Genomic DNA, 18,189 nt, shown 5'->3' on the forward strand with positions numbered 1-18,189 from the left:
GGTCATGATGCGCGTACTCCTCGCCGGCGGTGGCACCGCCGGCCACACCTCGCCCCTGCTCGCCACCGCCGACGCGATCCGGCGGCTCGCTCCCGACCTCGACATCGAGGTCGAGATCACCTGTCTCGGCACCCCCCGCGGGCTCGAGAACAGGGTGGTCCCGGAGGCGGGCTACCCGCTCGAGCTGATCCCGCCGGTGCCGCTGCCACGCACGCCCGGCGCCGACCTGGTCAAGGTCCCGTTCCGGCTACGGGCGGCCGTGAAGGAGGCCCTCGCAGTCTTCGACCGGGTTCGCCCGGACGTCGTCGTCGGCTACGGCGGCTACGTCTCGGTGCCGGCCTACCTCGCCGCCCGGCGGCGCAAGGTGCCGCTCCTGGTGCACGAGCAGAACGCCGTACCCGGCGTCGCGAACAAGCTCGGAGCCCGGTTTGCGCAGCGCGTGGCGGTGAGCTTCCCGGACACCCCGCTGCCGAAGGCGGAGTACGTCGGGCTCCCGATCCGGACGATGATCTCCGGCCTCGACCGGGCCGCGCTGCGGACCCAGGCGCGGGAGTTCTTCGGACTCGACGTCGACCGCCCGACGCTGTTGGTGACCGGCGGATCGCAGGGTGCCCGCAAGCTCAACCAGTCCGTCTCCGGTGCCGCCGCCGCGCTCGCGGCCGCCGGCGTCCAGGTGCTGCACGTCGTCGGCCCGCAGGGCGAGGCGACACCCGAGCCGGCAGATGGTGCGCAGAGCGTGCCGTACGTCGTGGTCAACTTCGTCGACCGGATGGACCTCGCCTACGCCGCCGCCGACCTCGTCGTCTGTCGCGGCGGCGCCAGCAGCGTGACCGAGGCGGCCGCGGTCGGCCTGCCGGGGATCTTCGTGCCGCTGCCGATCGGCAACGGCGAGCAGGAGCACAACGCCCGCCCGATCGTGGACGCCGGCGGCGGCCTGCTGGTCGCCGACGCCGACGTCACCCCCGACTGGGTCGCCCGCACCCTGCCCGCGCTGGCGACCGATGCCGGGCGGCTCGCCGCCATGGGCGCGGCCGCCTCGGCGCTGGTCCCCCGGGACGCCGACGAGAAGCTGGCCCGGATGGTGTTCGAGGCTGCACGACCATGAAGGTGCCCGTCCCCGAGGAGCTGCTTCCGGTCGACCGGCTGGGCCACGTGCACTTCGTCGGCATCGGTGGTGCCGGGCTCTCCGGCATCGCCCGGATCATGCTGGCCCGCGGCGCCGCGGTGAGCGGCAGCGACGGCAACGACTCCCCGACACTGCAGGCGCTGCGCGACCTCGGCGCGACCGTCCACCTCGGCCACGCCGCCGAGCAGGTGCGGGACGTCGACACGCTCGTCGTGTCCACCGCGGTGCGCGAGGACAACCCCGAGTACCTCGAGGCCGTGCGCCAGGGCCTGCGGATCTTGCCGCGCTCGGCGGCACTGGCCGCGGTGATGGCCGACCGCCGGGTCATCGCCGTCGCCGGCACCCACGGCAAGACGACGACGACCTCGCTCCTGACGGTCGCGCTGCAGGCGGCCGGCGCCGACCCGACGTACGCCATCGGCGGTGACCTGGCCGCGACCGGCGTCAACGCGGCGGCGGGTGCCGGCGAGCTGTTCGTCGCCGAGGCTGACGAGAGCGACGGCGCGTTCCTGCACTACTCGCCGTACGCCGCGATCGTGACCAACGTCGAGGCCGACCACCTGGACAACTGGGGCACGGAGGCGGCGTACGTCGCGGCCTTCGACGAGTTCGCCGACACTCTCGACCCCGACGGCTTCCTGGTGTGCGTCGTCGACGACCCGGGCGCGGCGGCGCTGGCCGAGCGGCATCGCGCCGCCGGTCGCCGGGTCGTGACCGTCTCCGCCCGCGAGCCCGGGGCGCTCGCCGACGTCGAGCTCTGGTCGCCGGGGGAGCACTACCTCGCCGATGCGCTGGCCGCGCTGGCCGCCGGGCGCGAGCTCGGGTTCGCCGAGGATGACCTGGTCCGTGGGCTGGTGTCCTACACGGGCACCAAGCGCCGGATGGAGCGCAAGGGCGAGGTCGGAGGCGTCCGGGTCTACGACAGCTACGCCCATCACCCGACCGAGATCGCCGGTGACCTCGCGGCGGCGCGTGTCGTGGCGGGAGAAGGGCGCGTGGTCGTCGCCTTCCAGCCGCACCTCGTCTCACGCACGCGCATCTTCGGCGAGGCGATGGGGGTGGCGCTCGGCGCGGCCGACGAGGTCGTCGTGCTGGACGTCTATCTCGCCCGCGAGGACGCCGACCCCGAGGTGACCGGTGCGTTGGTCGCCGCCTCGGTGCCGCTCCCCGCGGAGCGGGTTGCCTTCGTGCCGGAGTTCGACGACGTCGCGGCCGAGCTGGTCTCGCGTGCCCGACCCGGCGACCTGGTGCTCACCCTGGGCGCGGGCACGGTCACCGAGATCGCGCCGAGAGTGCTGGAGCTGCTCCGTCATGGCTAGACGGAGCACGGGGCCTGACGATCCCGACGCCACCCAGGGGTTCGACGCCTTCGCCCCCGAGGCCGTGGCGCCGGGCTCCGACCCGGCGGTGCTGCGCAGCCGGCGCAGGTTCGCCCGGCGGCAGTGGGCCCGCCGGTGGTTGGCCTGGAAGCCGGTCGTCGCCGTACTGCTCCTCGTGGCCCTGCTCGTCGGCGGGGTCTGGCTCGTCTTCTTCTCGTCGTACCTCGCCGTCCAGGGGGTGCAGGTCACCGGTGTGTCGCAGCTGAAGGAGTCCGACGTCGAGCGCGCGGCCGGCGTGCCCGAGGGAGACCCGCTCGCCCGGGTCGACCTCGACCGGATCCGCACCCGGGTGGAGTCGCTGGCCGCCGTGAAGTCCGCCGACGTCACCCGGCAGTGGCCCGACGAGGTGCGCATCGCGGTGATCGAGCGGGTGCCGGTGGCCGTCGTCGAGATCGGCGGGCAGCTGCGTGGCATGGATGAAGAGGGCGTCGTCTTCCGCAACTACGCCAAGGCTCCCGCCGACCTGCCCCGGGTGCAGACGCCCGCCGGCACCGGCGCCGAGGCGCTGCGTGAGGGAGCCCTCGTCGTCGGCTCGCTGCCGGGCGACCTCGCTGCCAAGGTCGACCACGTCGACGTCCAGACCGTCGACGAGATCTCCCTGCAGCTGCGCGACGGCCGCGAGGTCGAGTGGGGGAGCGCGGAGCAGTCCGCGCAGAAGGCCGCGGTCCTCGCCGACCTGCTCGCCGCCGTCGATGCCCAGCGGTACGACGTCAGCGTGCCTGGGCAGCCGACGACGCGTCAGTAGCGGGCGGGTTTCCCCGGCCGCCCGGGGAAACCTGCTGACACGCCGTTGCAGCAACGGCGTGTCAGCAGGTTTCGGCCGACAACCCAGCGGCGCGCGGGCGTGTCGCCACGATCTGGGCCCTGCTGATGCCTACTGTCGTGACCACGGCGAGGTTGACATAACTATAACCCTCAGGCTGAGGGTCAGAGTTGAGGGACACGCTGTACGACTTCCCCGGGCACGAAGCGCCGGACAGCAGCACCAACAGACAGCACGATCCATTCGAGCAGCGAGAGGCGAAGCCGCCGTGGCAGCAGCACAGAACTACCTGGCCATCATCAAGGTCGTCGGTATCGGTGGTGGTGGTGTCAACGCCGTCAACCGGATGATCGAGGTCGGACTCAAGGGCGTCGAGTTCATCGCGATCAACACCGACGCGCAGGCCCTCCTGATGAGCGACGCCGACGTCAAGCTCGACATCGGCCGCGAGCTCACGCGAGGCCTCGGTGCCGGCGCCAACCCCGAGGTGGGTGCGCGCGCGGCCGAGGACCACTCCGACGAGATCGAAGAGGTCATCAAGGGCGCCGACATGGTGTTCGTGACCGCGGGCGAGGGTGGTGGCACCGGCACCGGTGGCGCGCCGATCGTCGCCCGGATCGCGCGCTCGCTGGGCGCCCTGACGATCGGCGTGGTCACCCGCCCGTTCGCGTTCGAGGGTCGCCGCCGGGCCAACTCCGCCGAGGAGGGCATCGCGCAGCTGCGCGAGGAGGTCGACACCCTCATCGTGATCCCCAACGACCGGCTGCTCTCGATCAGCGACCGCAACGTGTCCGTGCTCGACGCCTTCAAGCAGGCCGACCAGGTGCTGCTGCAGGGTGTCTCCGGCATCACCGACCTGATCACGACGCCCGGCCTGATCAACCTCGACTTCGCCGACGTGAAGTCGGTCATGGCCAACGCCGGCTCGGCGCTGATGGGCATCGGCTCGGCCCGCGGCGACGACCGCTCGGTGGCCGCAGCCGAGATGGCGGTCTCCAGCCCGCTGCTCGAGGCGAGCATCGACGGTGCCCACGGCGTGCTGCTCTCGATCGCCGGTGGCTCCGACCTCGGCCTCTTCGAGATCAACGAGGCCGCTGCGCTGGTCGCCGACGCCGTCCACCCCGAGGCCAACATCATCTTCGGCGCCACCATCGACGACGCCCTCGGCGACGAGGTCCGGGTCACCGTCATCGCGGCCGGCTTCGACGGCGGCATGCCGAAGCGTCGCGACGAGGGCAACGTGCTCCGGCGTACGCCGGCGCAGGAGTCGAAGCCCGTCGAGAAGGTCGCCGTGCCGGCCAATGCCGCTCCGGCGTCGGCTCCGACCCCCGCCCCCCAGGCCGCCCAGCCGTCCGCACCCCGGCCGGCGCCGACCCCGGTGCAGTTCGACGACGACGACCTGGACATCCCCGACTTCCTGAAGTGACGTTCTTCTTCAGCGACACCGTGCCGGTGACAACCGGCACGGTGTCGGTCGCGTTCACGGACGCCTCGATCGACCTCGGCGACCTGGCGGCGTCGGCTGTCCGGGAAGCCGCTCTGGATGAGGTGGCGGCCGCGACCGGCGCGACGCCGTACGTCATGCACCAGGTGCACGGCACCACCGTGCACGTTGTCGAGAGCCCGGTCGACGGTCCCGCCGGGAGCGTCCCCGATGCCGACGCCCTGGTGACGAGCGAGGCCGGCGTCGCGCTGCTCGCACGCGCTGCGGACTGCGTCCCGGTGCTGCTCGTCGCCGAGACCGGGCACGTGGGCGCCGTGCACGCGGGGCGTGAGGGAGTACGCCGAGGCGTGGTGCCTGCCGCCGTCGAGCGGCTGCGTGAGCTCGGTGCCACCGGCGTGCGGGCGTGGGTCGGCCCGCACATCTGCGGTCGTTGCTACGAGGTGCCCGACGAGATGCGTGCGGAGGTGGTGGCCGTGGTCCCGGCAACCGACGCAACGACGAGCTGGGGCACACCCGCGCTCGACCTGGGTGCCGGCGTCCTGGCCCAGCTGGCGGACGCCGGGGTCCGGGCCGTCGAGGTCGGCGGCTGCACCCGGGAGGACGACACGCTGCACTCCCACCGACGCGACGGCACGGCCGCCGGTCGCCTCGCGGGCGTCGTCTGGCGGACGCCGTGAGCCGCCGGGACGAGCTCGAGCGCAACCTCGAGGCAGTGCGGGGCCGGATCGCCGCGGCGTGCGCCGACGCCGGCCGCGCCCCCGACGACGTACGGCTCGTGGTGGTCACCAAGTTCTTCCCGGCGTCCGATGTCCGGCTGCTCGCCGACCTCGGCGTCAGCGACGTGGGGGAGAACCGCCACCAGGAGGCCGAGGCCAAGGCCGCCGAATGCGCCGACCTCGGGCTCAGCTGGCACTTCATCGGTGGGCTCCAGAGCAACAAGGCGGCCGCCGTGGCGGCGTACGCCGACGTCGTCGAGTCGGTCGACCGGGTCAAGCTGGTGGCTCCGCTCGCCAAGGGCGCCCACCAGCGCTCTCACGAGGTCGACGTGCTGCTCCAGGTCAGCCTCGACCCACCGGACCGGGAGGGTCGGGCCGGCGCCGACCCGGGCAACCTGCCGGCTCTGGCCAGAGCTGTCGAGGAGTCGGGGGCGCTGCGCCTGCGCGGCCTGATGGCCGTCGCGCCTCTCGGAGAGGATCCACGGCCGGCCTTCGATCGCCTCGCCGCGATCCACCGAGACCTCCTGGTCGAGCACCCCGGCGCGACCTGGCTGTCCGCGGGCATGAGCGGCGATCTCGAGCAGGCAGTCCACGCCGGCGCGACACACGTGCGTGTCGGCTCTGCGGTCCTCGGTTCGAGGCCGCAGTTCAAGTAGGGTCCCAATCACCAAGAGTGCGTCCCGTCAAGGGGCGCGGAAGTACCGGAGGGCAACACTCATGAGCGGCGGAATGCGCAGGATCGGCGAGTACCTCGGCCTGCTCGAGGACACCGGTCGGTACGACGACGAGTACGGCTCCTACGACGGTGAGTACCACACGCAGGAGACCATGCCGGTCTCCGCGCGGCCGGCGAAGCGTGAGAGTCGTCCCGCTCCGGTCGCCGACCTCTCCGAGCGCCGGCGTACGGCGCCTGGCCCGACCTCGGTGGTGGCAGAGCTCTCCCGCATCACCACGCTGCACCCGCGCACCTACAACGAGGCGCGCACGGTGGGCGAGAACTTCCGTGAGGGCACCCCGGTGATCATGAACCTCTCGGACATGGACGACACTGACGCCAAGCGCTTGGTCGACTTCGCGGCTGGGCTCGTGTTTGCCACGCGTGGCACGATCGAGCGCATCACCAACAAGGTCTTCCTGCTCTCACCGCCGAACGTCTCGGTGGCCGCCGAGGACAAGCAGCGCATCGTCGAGGGCGGATTCTTCAACCAGAGCTAGGACTCGTCGTACGTGGAACTTGCCGGGGGCCTCATCGAGGGGCTGTTGTGGTTTTTCATCGCGCTCTTGTGGATCCGCTTCGTCGTCGACTGGGTGCAGATCTTCGCGCGCTCCTGGACGCCCCGCGGGGTGTTGCTCGTGGCGCTCGAGGTCGTCTACTCGATCACGGATCCACCGATCAAGGCCCTACGCCGGGTCATCCCACCGCTGCGGATCGGGAGTGTCTCGCTCGACCTGAGCTTCCTGATCGTGATGATCGCGGCCTATGTATTGCTCCAGGTCAAGCGCCAGATCTTCTTCCCCTGACCTGGGACCGCGGTGCTGGATGTCTCCGTGTCCAGCACAGGCGCTATTGTTCGACGGACAGTAACTCTGACGAGAATGAATGGGTGAGGTCATGCCGCTGACGCCTGAGGACGTGAGCAACAAGCGCTTTACTCCCGTCCGGCTCCGCGAGGGCTACGACATGGGTGAGGTCGATCAGTTCCTCGACGAGGTGGAGGCTGAGCTCGCGCGGCTCACGAAGGAGAACGACGACCTCAGGTCGAAGCTCGCCGCCGCGCAGTCCGGTGCTCCGGCGCCCGCCGCGCCCCAGCCCGTCGTCGAGAAGACTCCCGAGCCGGAGCCCGAGCCCGAGCCGACCCCGGTGCCCACGCCGGCGCCGGCGCCGGTCGTCGCGGCCAGCCCGGTCGAGACGATCCGTGTGGAGACGGTTCCGCAGGCCTCCAACGCGGCGGCTCGTCTGCTCGAGATCGCGACTCGCAACGCCGATGAGCTGGTTGAAGAGGCCAAGAACGAGGCAGACAAGATCATCGCCGAGGCCCGGACCAAGTCCGAGCGTCTCGACGTGGAGTCCCGTACCAAGGCCGACCGGCTCGAGGCCGACGCGCGCACCCGTGCGCAGATGCTCGACTCGGAGACCGCCGAGCGCCGCCGGCAGATGTTCGGCGACCTCGAGAAGGAGCGCGACAAGCTCAACAGCGAGGTCGAGAACCTGCGCTCGTTCGAGCGCGAGTACCGCTCCCGGCTCAAGAGCTACTTCAGCCAGCAGCTGGAGTCGCTCAACACCGGGTCGGAGACTCCGGCTCCCGGTGGCGACGAGTCGCCCGCGCCGAAGAGACTGCGGTCGATCCTCGGCGAGGACGACGCCTGATCTGGGCCTGATCTGGGTCTGAACTGACGTACGACGGCACCGGCCGATCCCCTCGGGGGTCGGCCGGTGTTGCGTCGTACGGTGCGGCGGATTGGAGGGGCAACCACTCAACGGCTAATCTCCCTGCACCCACTGTGGCACGAACCACAGGCGCCCGAACGGCCGAGGAGGCCCGCTCATGGCACGCTCCACGAGGAAGTCGATCGCCGGTCAGGCGAAGGCAGCAGCCCGCACGGTGATCTCCCGGCGGGCTCCGGGGAAGGCAGCGGCGAAGGCCACGGGCTCCTCGACGGCCAAGAAGGCGGCTCCGGCGAAGAAGGCACCTGCCGCGAAGAAGGCGGCTCCGGCCAAGAAGGCACCTGCCGCGAAGAAGGCGGCCCCGGCGAAGAAGGCAGCCCCGGCCAAGAAGGCACCCGCCGCGAAGAAGGCAGCCCCGGCCAAGGCGGCGGCTCCGGCGAAGAAGGCGCCTGCCGCGAAGAAGGCGGCTCCAGCCAAGAAGGCACCCGCCGCGAAGAAGGCAGCCCCGGCGAAGAAGGCGGCCCCGGCGAAGAAGGCGGCACCGGCCAAGAAGGCCGCCCCCACGCGCAAGGCGTCGCCCAGCGCACTCGTCGTCGGCGCCGGCGAGGCGGCCTGGACCAAGGCCGAGCTCAAGGAGGTGCTGGACGAGCTCCACGAGCAGCGGATCCACAGCCTCGAGATCGTCGAGGGCCTCGACAGCGAGCTCAACGGGCTGATGCGTGACTCCGGCGATGGGGCCGGCCAGGACCAGGCCGACGTCGGCGCGAGCAGCTTCGAGCGCGACCACGAGCTGATGGTGCTCAACAGCGAGCGCGACAAGCTGGCGCAGATCGAGCGGGCTCTCGCCCGCATCGACGACGGGACCTATGGGGTGTGCGAGTCCTGCGGCAACCCCATCGGCAAGATGCGGCTCATGGCCTTCCCGCGTGCCACACTGTGCATGACATGCAAGCAGCGCGAGGAGCGTCGCTGACCGGCGACCACGAGGTAGACCCACCCGTCCGTCCCCGCGGCTCCAAGATCCGCCTGCTGGCGGTCTTCGGGCTGGTCGCCGTGGTGATGTACGCCGTCGACGTGATCTCCAAGATCATCGCCGTCGACCGGCTGGACGGGCGTCTCGACGTCGAGATCGTCGGCGACTTCTTCGTGTTGCATCTCGTCCGCAACCCCGGGGCGGCGTTCAGCACCGGCACGGGCTACACCCAGGTCTTCAGCTGCCTGGCGATCGCCGCGGTCGTGGTGATCCTGGTCCTGGCCCGGCGCATCGGCAGCCTCGGGTGGGCCTTCGCTCTCGGCTTCCTGCTCGCAGGTGTCGCCGGCAACCTGACCGACCGGCTGCTGCGCGACCCGGCGCCACTGCGGGGCCACGTCATCGACTTCTTCATGCTGCCGAACTGGCCGGTCTTCAACGTGGCCGACATCTGCATCAACGTCGCCGCCGGCCTGATCCTGATCCAGGTCTTCCGCGGGGTCCGACTCGACGGGACCCGCACCCCCGACAAGGTCGCCACGGCCGACCAGCAGCCCGGAGAGGGCACCGAGTGACCGCCCCCGCAGACCACCGCGTCCTGACCGTTCCCGAGGGGCTCGCCGGTGAGCGCGTCGACGCCGCCATGGCCCAGCTGTTCGGCCTCTCGCGGACCCGTGCCGCGGACCTGATCGCCGCGGGTCACGTCGAGCTCGACGGAGCCGCGGTCGCGAAGAGCGACCGGGTCCTCCCAGGTGCGGTCCTCGACGTACGGATCCCGGTCCAGATCGACCCGCTCGAGGTCCGTGCCGAGGTCGTCGAGGGCATCAAGATCATCCACGACGACGACGCCATCGTCGTGATCGACAAGCCCGTCGGCGTCGCCGTGCACCCCTCGCCCGGGTGGTCCGGCCCGACGGTCGTCGGCCACCTCGCCGGCGCGGGCTACCGCATCTCCACCAGCGGCGCCTCCGAGCGCCAGGGCATCGTGCAGCGGCTCGACGTCGGCACCTCCGGCGTGATGGTGATCTGCAAGTCGGAGCACGCCTACTCGGTGCTCAAGAACGCCTTCCGGCACCGCACGGTGGACAAGGTCTACCACGCGCTCGTGCAGGGCCATCCGGACCCGCTCGAGGGCACCATCGACGCCCCGATCGGCCGGCACCCCAAGTCCGACTGGAAGTTCGCGGTGATGGCCGACGGCCGGCACAGCGTCACCCACTACGAGACGCTCGAGGCGCACCGGTTCGCCAGCCTGCTGGAGGTCCACCTCGAGACCGGGCGCACCCACCAGATCCGGGTGCACATGGCCGCACTCAAGCACCCGTGCGTCGGCGACCTGACGTACGGCGCCGACCCCACGCTCGCGAAGCGGGTCGGGCTCGAGCGCCAGTGGCTGCACGCGATGCGCCTCGGCTTCGAGCACCCGGACACGCGCGAGCACGTCGAGTACGAGTCGACCTACCCCGACGACCTCGAGCACGCGCTCGCGGTGATTCGTGATGCCGACTGAGCTGACCCTGCGCCCGGCCACTGAGGCCGATGCGAAGGCGGTGGCCGGCATCCACCTGACCAGCCGGCGTGCGGCCGCGATGCCGCCGGGCGTCCACCCCGACGGCGAGGTCAGCACCTGGCTGACCGGTCGGCTGCTGATGGACGAGGTGTGGCTGGCCGAGGTCGACGAGGCTCCGGTCGGCTACGCGCGGTTCACCCCCACCTGGCTCGACGACCTGTACGTCCTGCCGACGCACGCTGGCAGGGGAGTGGGCTCCGCACTCCTCGACCTGGTCAAGGCGCAGCGTCCCGACGGCTTCTGCCTGTGGGTCTTCGAGACGAATGCACCCGCCCGGGCCTTCTACGCCCACCACGGGCTGGTGGAGCTGGAGCACACGGACGGCTCGGCCAACGAGGAGAAGGCCCCTGACGTGCGCATGGCGTGGCCGGGCAGCAACCCGCTGGCGTTCCTGCGGCAGCTGATCGACGAGGTGGACGACCAGCTGGGCGACCTGCTGGCGCGCCGTACGGCGCTCACCGCCGCGGTGCAGGAGATCAAGCACGACGTGTCTCGCGACCCGGCGCGCGAACGGGAGATCGCGGAGGCGATGGCGGACCGCGCGCCCGCGCTGGGCGTCGAGCGGTTGTCCCGGATCGTGCACACGATCATCACCGAGAGCCTCGACGCGGCTCGCGACTGACTGTCGGAGTGCCTCTCTAATCTGGTCTCAGAGTCGCGTAGGCTGACGTCCTTCCCCACACGGCGCCGACGACCGACTCGCGGCTCTGTCCGGCATGCCCACGATCAACGAGGAGTGGCCCGCGACGATGGCGACAGGCTCCCAGGACTCCTTCGTCCACCTCCACGTCCACACCGAGTACTCCATGCTCGACGGAGCCGCTCGGCTCGGTGCCATGGCGGAGCGCACGGCCGAGCTGGGGATGCCCGCCATCGCGATGACCGACCACGGCAACGTGTTCGGCGCCTACGAGTTCTACAAGAAGGCGAAGAACGCCGGGGTCAAGCCGATCATCGGCATCGAGGCCTACTTCGCCCCCAACATCTCGCGCTTCGAGCGCAAGGGCGTGAACTTCTACGGCGGCGGCCCCGACGACGTCTCCAACCGCGGTGCCTACACCCACATGACGCTGCTCTCGGAGTCCACCGAGGGCATGCACAACCTCTTCCGCCTCTCCACCGGCGCCTGGCGCGACGGGTTCTTCAAGCACCCGCGGATGGACCGCGAGCTGCTCTCGCAGCACGGCAAGGGGATCATCGGCACCACCGGCTGCCCCTCGGGCGAGGTCCAGGTCCACCTGCGGCACGGGGCGTACGACGCCGCGCGCCAGACGGCGGCCGACTTCCAGGACATCCTCGGCAAGGACAACTACTTCCTCGAGCTGATGGACCACGGGCTCGACATCGAGACCCGGGTCCGCGACGGCCTGCTGCGGCTCGCCAAGGACCTCCGGATCCCGCTGCTGGCCACCAACGACTCGCACTACGTCAACAAGGAGGACGCGAAGAGCCAGGAGCACCTGCTCTGCATCAACTCCGGGTCGACGATGGACATCCCTGCCGGCGACGGTCCGGGGCAGCGGTTCGCCTTCAACGGCGACGGCTACTACATCAAGTCGGCCCAGGAGATGCGCGCCCTGTGGGCCGACAAGTACGACCTCCGCGAGGCGTGCGACAACACCCTCCTGATCGCCGAGCGTTGCGACGTCTCCTTCACCGAGGGCAACGGCACGTTCATGCCGCGCTTCCCCTGCCCGCCCGGCGAGAACGAGGACTCCTGGCTGGTCAAGGAGGTCGAGAAGGGGCTGCAGTTCCGCTACCCGGCCGGCATCCCCGACGACGTACGCAAGCAGGCCGACTTCGAGGTCGGCGTCATCACCCAGATGGGCTTCCCCGGCTACTTCCTCGTCGTCGCCGACTTCATCAACTGGGCCAAGGACAACGGCATCCGAGTCGGCCCGGGCCGCGGCTCCGGTGCGGGCTCGATGGTCGCCTACGCGATGCGCATCACCGACCTGGACCCGTTGGTCCACGGCCTGATCTTCGAGCGGTTCCTCAACCCCGACCGCGTCTCGATGCCCGACTTCGACATCGACTTCGACGAGCGCCGGCGCGGCGAGGTCATCCGCTACGTCACCGAGAAGTACGGCGACGACCGGGTCTCGATGATCGTCACCTACGGCACCATCAAGGCCAAGCAGGCGGTCAAGGACTCCTCGCGGATCCTCGGTTACCCGTTCGCGATGGGCGACCGCATCACCAAGGCGATGCCGGCCGCGGTGATGGGCAAGGACGTCCCGCTCAAGGAGATCTTCAACGCCGAGCACAAGCGGTTCGGCGAGGGCGGCGAGTTCCGGGCGCTCTACGACGCCGACAACGACGTCAAGCGCGTCGTCGACACCGCCATCGGCATCGAGGGCCTCAAGCGCCAGTGGGGTGTGCACGCCGCTGGCGTGATCATGTCCAGCGAGCCGCTGCTCGACATCATCCCGATGCTCAAGCGCCCCGCCGACGGCGCGATGATCACGCAGTTCGACTACCCGACCTGTGAGTCGCTCGGCCTGATCAAGATGGACTTCCTCGGGCTGCGCAACCTCACCGTCCTCGACGACGCGGTGCGCAACATCGAGGCCAACCGCGGCGAGACCGTGGTCCTGGAGGACCTCGAGCTCACGGACGAGGCGACGTACAAGCTGCTCCAGCGTGGCGACACGCTCGGCGTCTTCCAGCTCGACGGGGGCCCGATGCGCGCGCTGCTGCGCAGCATGCGTCCCGACTCGTTCGAGGACATCTCCGCCGTCGGCGCCCTCTACCGACCCGGGCCGATGGGTGCCGACTCCCACAACAAGTACGCCCGCCGCAAGACCGGTCGCGAGCCGGTCGAGGCGCTGCACCCCGAGCTGGCCGAGGCGTTGGAGGACGTGCTCGGCGAGACCTACGGCCTGATCGTCTATCAGGAGCAGGTCATGGCGATCGCCCAGAAGCTCGCGGGCTACACCCTCGGGCAGGCCGACATCCTGCGTCGCGCCATGGGCAAGAAGAAGAAGGAGGAGCTGGACAAGCAGTTCGCCGGCTTCTCCGCGGGCATGTCCGAGCGCGGCTACTCCGCGGGCGCGATCAAGACGCTCTGGGACACGCTGCTGCCGTTCTCCGACTACGCGTTCAACAAGGCGCACTCCGCGGCGTACGGCCTGGTGTCCTACTGGACCGCCTACCTCAAGGCCAACTACCCGGCCGAGTACATGGCGGCGCTCCTCACCTCGGTCAAGGACGACAAGGACAAGTCCGCGATCTACCTCAACGAGTGCCGCCGGATGAAGATCCAGGTGCTACCGCCCGACGTCAACGAGTCGTCGCACAACTTCACCCCGGTCGGCCAGGACATCCGCTTCGGCCTGACCGCGATCCGCAATGTGGGCAGCAACGTCGTCGACGGCGTGGTGAGCGGGCGCGAGGAGAAGGGCCGCTACGAGGACTTCAACGACTTCCTCGACAAGGTGCCCGCCCAGGTCTGCAACAAGCGGGTCATCGAGTCGCTGATCAAGGCCGGCGCCTTCGACGAGATGAAGCACCGCCGCCGGGCACTGGTGGCCATCCACGAGACCGCGGTCGACCAGTACGTCGACATCAAGCGCAACGAGGCGATCGGTCAGGACTCGCTCTTCGGTGGGATCGACGACGACAGCGGCTTCGGTGTATCGGTCGCGATCCCCGACCTGGACGAGTGGGACAAGATGACCCTGCTCGGACACGAGCGCGAGATGCTCGGTCTCTACGTGTCCGACCACCCGCTGCTCGGGCTCGAGCACCTGCTCGCCAACAGCTCCGACTGCACGGTCGGCCAGCTGATGCTCGACGAGGACCGCGCCGACGGCAGCCCGATCACGATCACCGGCCTGGTCACCGGCGTGCAGCGCAAGATCACCAAGCGCGGCGACGCCTGGGGGATGGTGACGCTCGAGGATCTCGACGGTGCGATCGACGTGCTGCTCTTCCCGAGCTCGTGGCAGCTCGCGGGGCACCTGATCTCCGAGGACGCGATCATCACGGTCAAGGGCCGGCTGTCGCGGAGCAAGGATCAGCCGGAGATCATGGGTCAGGAGGTCAGCATCCCGGACCTCTCGGACGGTCCGTCCGGTCCCGTCGTGATCAAGCTGCCGCAGACCCGGGTCAACGCCGACACGGTGGACCATCTCAAGGACGTGCTGCGGACCCACCCAGGTGTGACCGAGGTGCACCTCAAGGTGCTGATGCGGGAGAAGACCCTGGTGATGCGCATCGGCGACCACCACCGGGTCACGCCGAGCCCGGCGCTCTTCGCCGACCTCAAGCAGCTCCTCGGCCCCGGGTGCCTGACCGGATGACAGCCGAGATGGACAAGCAGGTCGTGCTCCAGCTCGGACTCGTCGTGGCCGCGCTTGCCGCGGTCGGTGCGCTCGCCGGTGTCGTGTGGCAGTGGCTCTGGACCCCGACGATCGGCGTCGTCGTCGACCACCACTGGTCCGCCGGCGACGCGATCGGGCTCCAGCACGAGTTCTCCGGCACCGGTTGGTACGTCATCGTCGCCCTGGTCGCCGGTCTGGTCGCGGGCATCGCCGTCGCGCTGCTGGCCGACCGGGTGCCGCTGCTGACTCTCGCCGCCGTGGTCGTCGGGTCGGGGCTCGCCGCCTGGCTGATGCTGGTGGTCGGCACCGCGCTCGGGCCGCCCGACCCGGACGTCGCAGCCCGCACCGCCGACGACGGCACCCGGCTCCCGATGCAGCTGTCCGTCACGGGGTACAGCCCGTGGGGCGCGCTGCCGAGCGGTGCTCTGCTCGGGCTCCTGTTCGTCTTCATCGGGCTGTCGCCACGGCAGCAGGCGTCGTCTGTGGAGACGCCTCCGAACGACGTCGCCGCTGAGTAGGCTGCAGCCATCTCGCCGGCACGGGCCGGCGATCCGATCGTGAGGTCTGTCTGTGTCGTTCGACGTTCCTGCTGGGCCGCCCCCGTCCGAGCCCCCTCACGGAGGTCTTCCGCCCGGCGGGCCGGTCGAGTACCTCGACAGCCGCGGGGGAGACGGGACGCCGCCGACCTCGTCGGGAGGCGGTCGGCGTACGACGGTGATCGCTGTCGCTGCCCTCGTGGGTGCCGCCGCCGTGGGCGGCGCGGCCTGGGCCGCGTGGTCGTTCTTCTCGACCGGTGCCCAGCCGGCGGAGGCGCTGCCCGCCTCGACGCTCGGCTACGTCAGCATCGACCTGGACCCCAGCGGCGGGCAGAAGATCGAGGCGCTGCGCACCCTCAAGCAGTTCCCGGCCTTCGAGGACGAGATCGGTCTCGACACCGACGACGACATCCGGGAGTGGATCTTCGACGAGATCCAGGGTGAGACCGAGTGCGCCGGCCTCGACTACGGCGACATCGAGCCGTGGCTGGGCGACCGGTTCGCGGTGGCGGCGGTCGATACCGGTGACGACCAGCCCGCGCCGGTCTTCGTGATCCAGGTGTCCGACGCGGATGCGGCCGACGAGGGTCTGGGCAAGCTCCGCGAGTGCGGTGGTGGCGGGCCCGACGACGTGGCCTGGTCCATCGACGGCGACTGGGCGTTGCTGGGCGAGGACCAGAAGACCGTGGACGGTGTCGCGGCGGACGCCGCCGACTCGTCGCTCGCAGATGACGACGACTTCCAGCAGTGGACGGGTGCCGCCGGCGACGGCGGCATCATGTCCATGTACGCCGCTCCGGCGGCCGGCAAGGCCCTCGCCGACGGCCTGACCGAGGATCTCGCGGCACTCGGCGGACTCGACGAGCTGGGCGGCGATCCAGCGGCCGCTCCCGACGAGCTGACCGAGGCGTTCAAGGACTTCAAGGGTGCGGCCGCGACGGTCCGCTTCGACGACGGCGGGCTCGAGCTCGAGCTCGCCGCCGACCCGGCCGCCACCGGCCGCGATCTGACCGCCGGCGACGAGGGCGCGGAGGCGGTCTCGACGCTGCCCGACGACACCGCCGCCGCGATCGGGATGAGCTTCGAGGAGGGCTGGGTCACCGACATCTTCGACCAGGTCGCGAAGTCTTCAGGGGAGTCGACCGACGACCTGATGTCCGAGATCGGCACCCAGCTCGGCCTCGACCTGCCGGGCGACCTGGAGACTCTCCTCGGCGAGTCCGTGGCCGTCGCGGTCGACGCGGACTTCGACCCGTCATCGGTGATGCCCAGCCCCGGGTCGGAGGCCGGGAGTGGCCTGACCGGGATCGGGGTGAAGGTGCTCGGCGACTCGAACGACATCGGGGGCGTCCTCGACAAGCTCCGCGCGACCGCCGGCGGCGCCGACGAGGGGATCCTCGACAGCGACGCGAAGGGTGACGTCGTCGCGATCGGGCCTGACGCCAGCTACCGGGCCGTCCTGCTCGAGGACGGCGGCCTCGGGGACTCCGAGGCGTTCGAGAGCGTGGTCGAGCACGCCGACGACGCGGCCGCGATCGTCTACATCAACTTCGACGCCGGCGACGGCTGGCTCGCCGAGCTGGCGGGGGACGACGCCGAGGTGCGCGACAACCTGGCACCGCTGAAGGCTCTCGGCATGAGCTCCTGGGTCGACGACGACGTCGCGCACGCCGTGATCAAGGTGACGACGGGGTAGCGGTCGACCGGCGTGTCGAGGCCTGGCTCAACGCCCGATCGGGGCGACGATCGCGCGGGTGACGCGCACCAGGTCGTCGGGGGTGATCTCCAGGTCCAGCCCCCGACGACCGGCCGAGACGAAGATCGTGGCGTGCTCGGAGGCTGACCTGTCGAGGACGGTCGGATGCGCGCGCCTCTGGCCGATCGGCGAGATCCCGCCGGCGACGTACCCCGTGGCTCGCTCAGCGGCCGCGACGTCGGCCATCGCGGCCCTGCTGCCGCCGACCGCGCGGGCCAGGGACTTGAGGTTGAGCTGGCCGGACACCGGGACGATGCCGACGGTGAGGACTCCGTCGACAGTCGACATCAGCGTCTTGAAGACCCGGCCGAGCTCGACGCCGAGCGCCTCCGCGGCCTCCAGGCCGTAGGACTCGGTGCGCGGGTCGTGGTGGTACTCGTGGAGCGTGAACGCGACCCCGGTGCGGGTCAGCGCGACCGTAGCCGGAGTGCCGCCGGACGAGTTCTTCTTGGCCATCAGTTGGGAGACCAACGTGTACGGGCCACCTCGGTGGCCGGCAGCGACGGGATGACGTTCATCGCACGCAGCTCGCTGCGCAGCAGGTCGGTCAGCAGGACCAGACGCTCGGTCGCGTCCTCGGCCTCGAGCAGGGCCTGGCGCTCCGACATGGGCAGCGGCGCGACGGCGGCGAGCGTCCAGGAGAGGTACGTCGGGTCGCGGGGGAGCGCGCCGTCGTACGGGTCGTTTCGCAGATCGGTCAGGGCGACCCGGTAGGCCGTGAAGGCGGCCCGGGCACGCACCATCACCTCCTCGGGCACCGGCGCGGACGTGTCCGGCAGGTCCACCACGTGACCGACCGGGAAGGTGCCGGTCGTGTCGAGGCGCTGGAGCTCGATCCGCTCCATCCCGACCGCCACCACGTCGAAGGTGCCGTCGGGGTGGCTCTCGATCTCGGTGAGCTGCATCCGGCAGCCGATCCGGTAGAGCGACTGCGCGCCGTGGTCGCCGACCTCGTAGCCCTCGCGGATGCCGACCGAGCCGAACGCGCGCTCGGCTGGATCGTCGACGCGGAGCAGGTGGTGGACGAGCGCCCGGTAGCGGTCCTCGAAGACCTTGAGCGGGACGCTGAGCCCGGGGAACAGCACCGCGTTCAGGGGGAACATCGGCAGCGTGTCGCTCACGCCCTCAACGTAGTCGGTCATCGCACTGGTCGTTTCGAGGCTCGCTGGCTCTCGCACCTCAACCACCGGACGCGCATCCGGTGCGGCAGGGGTTCGC

At 70.6% G+C, this 18,189-nt stretch carries 18 protein-coding genes; 16 read left to right on the forward strand and 2 right to left on the reverse strand.

Annotated elements, in window-relative coordinates:
* The first annotated feature begins 4 nt into the window (after positions 1-4).
* From murG to ABEA33_RS25500, 16 genes are all read left to right on the forward strand, one after another.
* On the forward strand, positions 5-1,105 hold the full coding sequence (gene murG, locus ABEA33_RS25425) for an undecaprenyldiphospho-muramoylpentapeptide beta-N-acetylglucosaminyltransferase (RefSeq protein ID WP_345529908.1): 1,101 nt from the start codon (positions 5-7) through the stop codon (positions 1,103-1,105).
* The gene (murC, locus tag ABEA33_RS25430; protein ID WP_345529909.1) at positions 1,102-2,445 is read left to right on the forward strand and encodes a UDP-N-acetylmuramate--L-alanine ligase; all 1,344 of its coding nucleotides are present in this window, start codon (positions 1,102-1,104) and stop codon (positions 2,443-2,445) included. The genes murG and murC overlap by 4 nt, the downstream gene beginning before the upstream one ends.
* Complete coding sequence (locus ABEA33_RS25435; RefSeq protein WP_345529910.1) at positions 2,438-3,250, forward strand: cell division protein FtsQ/DivIB; 813 nt, start codon at positions 2,438-2,440, stop codon at positions 3,248-3,250. The genes murC and ABEA33_RS25435 overlap by 8 nt, the downstream gene beginning before the upstream one ends.
* Before the next feature lie 286 nt (positions 3,251-3,536).
* Entirely contained in the window at positions 3,537-4,694 is a 1,158-nt protein-coding gene (gene ftsZ / locus ABEA33_RS25440) for a cell division protein FtsZ (protein WP_345529911.1), read from the forward strand.
* Positions 4,691-5,389, forward strand: coding sequence for a purine nucleoside phosphorylase YfiH/LACC1 family protein (locus tag ABEA33_RS25445; protein WP_345529912.1), 699 nt, complete (start codon positions 4,691-4,693; stop codon positions 5,387-5,389). The genes ftsZ and ABEA33_RS25445 overlap by 4 nt, the downstream gene beginning before the upstream one ends.
* Positions 5,386-6,084, forward strand: coding sequence for a YggS family pyridoxal phosphate-dependent enzyme (locus tag ABEA33_RS25450; RefSeq protein ID WP_345529913.1), 699 nt, complete (start codon positions 5,386-5,388; stop codon positions 6,082-6,084). The genes ABEA33_RS25445 and ABEA33_RS25450 overlap by 4 nt, the downstream gene beginning before the upstream one ends.
* A gap of 61 nt (positions 6,085-6,145) precedes the next feature.
* Entirely contained in the window at positions 6,146-6,643 is a 498-nt protein-coding gene (locus ABEA33_RS25455) for a cell division protein SepF (RefSeq protein WP_345529914.1), read from the forward strand.
* Between the two features lie 12 nt (positions 6,644-6,655).
* A complete protein-coding gene (locus ABEA33_RS25460) occupies positions 6,656-6,949 on the forward strand; it encodes a YggT family protein (RefSeq protein ID WP_345529915.1) in 294 nt (97 codons plus the stop codon).
* Between the two features lie 79 nt (positions 6,950-7,028).
* Positions 7,029-7,796, forward strand: coding sequence for a DivIVA domain-containing protein (locus ABEA33_RS25465; protein WP_345529916.1), 768 nt, complete (start codon positions 7,029-7,031; stop codon positions 7,794-7,796).
* Between the two features lie 178 nt (positions 7,797-7,974).
* Complete coding sequence (locus tag ABEA33_RS25470; protein WP_345529917.1) at positions 7,975-8,787, forward strand: TraR/DksA family transcriptional regulator; 813 nt, start codon at positions 7,975-7,977, stop codon at positions 8,785-8,787.
* Positions 8,760-9,359, forward strand: coding sequence for a signal peptidase II (gene lspA, locus ABEA33_RS25475; RefSeq protein ID WP_345529918.1), 600 nt, complete (start codon positions 8,760-8,762; stop codon positions 9,357-9,359). The genes ABEA33_RS25470 and lspA overlap by 28 nt, the downstream gene beginning before the upstream one ends.
* The gene (locus tag ABEA33_RS25480; protein ID WP_345529919.1) at positions 9,356-10,294 is read left to right on the forward strand and encodes an RluA family pseudouridine synthase; all 939 of its coding nucleotides are present in this window, start codon (positions 9,356-9,358) and stop codon (positions 10,292-10,294) included. Before lspA ends, ABEA33_RS25480 begins: the two co-directional genes overlap by 4 nt.
* Positions 10,284-10,976, forward strand: a complete 693-nt coding sequence (locus ABEA33_RS25485) for a GNAT family N-acetyltransferase (RefSeq protein ID WP_345529920.1) — start codon at positions 10,284-10,286, stop codon at positions 10,974-10,976. The genes ABEA33_RS25480 and ABEA33_RS25485 overlap by 11 nt, the downstream gene beginning before the upstream one ends.
* A 94-nt stretch (positions 10,977-11,070) precedes the next feature.
* Entirely contained in the window at positions 11,071-14,658 is a 3,588-nt protein-coding gene (gene dnaE, locus ABEA33_RS25490; RefSeq protein WP_345529922.1) for a DNA polymerase III subunit alpha, read from the forward strand.
* Positions 14,655-15,197 (forward strand): hypothetical protein, encoded by a 543-nt coding sequence (locus tag ABEA33_RS25495; RefSeq protein ID WP_345529924.1) that lies wholly within the window; start codon positions 14,655-14,657, stop codon positions 15,195-15,197. Before dnaE ends, ABEA33_RS25495 begins: the two co-directional genes overlap by 4 nt.
* A gap of 52 nt (positions 15,198-15,249) precedes the next feature.
* The gene (locus ABEA33_RS25500; protein ID WP_345529926.1) at positions 15,250-16,911 is read left to right on the forward strand and encodes a DUF3352 domain-containing protein; all 1,662 of its coding nucleotides are present in this window, start codon (positions 15,250-15,252) and stop codon (positions 16,909-16,911) included.
* A 27-nt stretch (positions 16,912-16,938) separates the two neighbouring features.
* Here ABEA33_RS25500 and ybaK read toward each other — a convergent pair whose 3' ends face one another.
* Together ybaK and ABEA33_RS25510 are read right to left on the reverse strand one after the other, a co-directional pair.
* The gene (gene ybaK / locus ABEA33_RS25505) at positions 16,939-17,427 is read right to left on the reverse strand and encodes a Cys-tRNA(Pro) deacylase (RefSeq protein WP_345529928.1); all 489 of its coding nucleotides are present in this window, start codon (positions 17,425-17,427) and stop codon (positions 16,939-16,941) included.
* Complete coding sequence (locus ABEA33_RS25510; RefSeq protein ID WP_345529929.1) at positions 17,427-18,113, reverse strand: LON peptidase substrate-binding domain-containing protein; 687 nt, start codon at positions 18,111-18,113, stop codon at positions 17,427-17,429. Before ABEA33_RS25510 ends, ybaK begins: the two co-directional genes overlap by 1 nt.
* Between the last annotated feature and the right edge of the window lie 76 nt (positions 18,114-18,189).

It is taken from the genome of Nocardioides endophyticus (genome assembly GCF_039543845.1).
Lineage (GTDB): Bacteria > Actinomycetota > Actinomycetes > Propionibacteriales > Nocardioidaceae > Nocardioides > Nocardioides endophyticus.

Bases quoted from the DNA above. Each gene is read 5' to 3' on its own strand.
- murG (WP_345529908.1), top strand. From the start codon at position 5: ATGATGCGCGTACTCCTCGCCGGCGGTGGCACCGCCGGCCACACCTCG.
- murC (WP_345529909.1), top strand. From the start codon at position 1,102: ATGAAGGTGCCCGTCCCCGAGGAGCTGCTTCCGGTCGACCGGCTGGGC.
- ABEA33_RS25435 (WP_345529910.1), top strand. From the start codon at position 2,438: ATGGCTAGACGGAGCACGGGGCCTGACGATCCCGACGCCACCCAGGGG.
- ABEA33_RS25455 (WP_345529914.1), top strand. From the start codon at position 6,146: ATGAGCGGCGGAATGCGCAGGATCGGCGAGTACCTCGGCCTGCTCGAG.
- ABEA33_RS25465 (WP_345529916.1), top strand. From the start codon at position 7,029: ATGGGTGAGGTCATGCCGCTGACGCCTGAGGACGTGAGCAACAAGCGC.
- ABEA33_RS25470 (WP_345529917.1), top strand. From the start codon at position 7,975: ATGGCACGCTCCACGAGGAAGTCGATCGCCGGTCAGGCGAAGGCAGCA.
- lspA (WP_345529918.1), top strand. From the start codon at position 8,760: ATGCAAGCAGCGCGAGGAGCGTCGCTGACCGGCGACCACGAGGTAGAC.
- ABEA33_RS25485 (WP_345529920.1), top strand. From the start codon at position 10,284: ATGCCGACTGAGCTGACCCTGCGCCCGGCCACTGAGGCCGATGCGAAG.
- dnaE (WP_345529922.1), top strand. From the start codon at position 11,071: ATGCCCACGATCAACGAGGAGTGGCCCGCGACGATGGCGACAGGCTCC.
- ABEA33_RS25495 (WP_345529924.1), top strand. From the start codon at position 14,655: ATGACAGCCGAGATGGACAAGCAGGTCGTGCTCCAGCTCGGACTCGTC.
- ybaK (WP_345529928.1), bottom strand. From the start codon at position 17,427: ATGGCCAAGAAGAACTCGTCCGGCGGCACTCCGGCTACGGTCGCGCTG.
- ABEA33_RS25510 (WP_345529929.1), bottom strand. From the start codon at position 18,113: ATGACCGACTACGTTGAGGGCGTGAGCGACACGCTGCCGATGTTCCCC.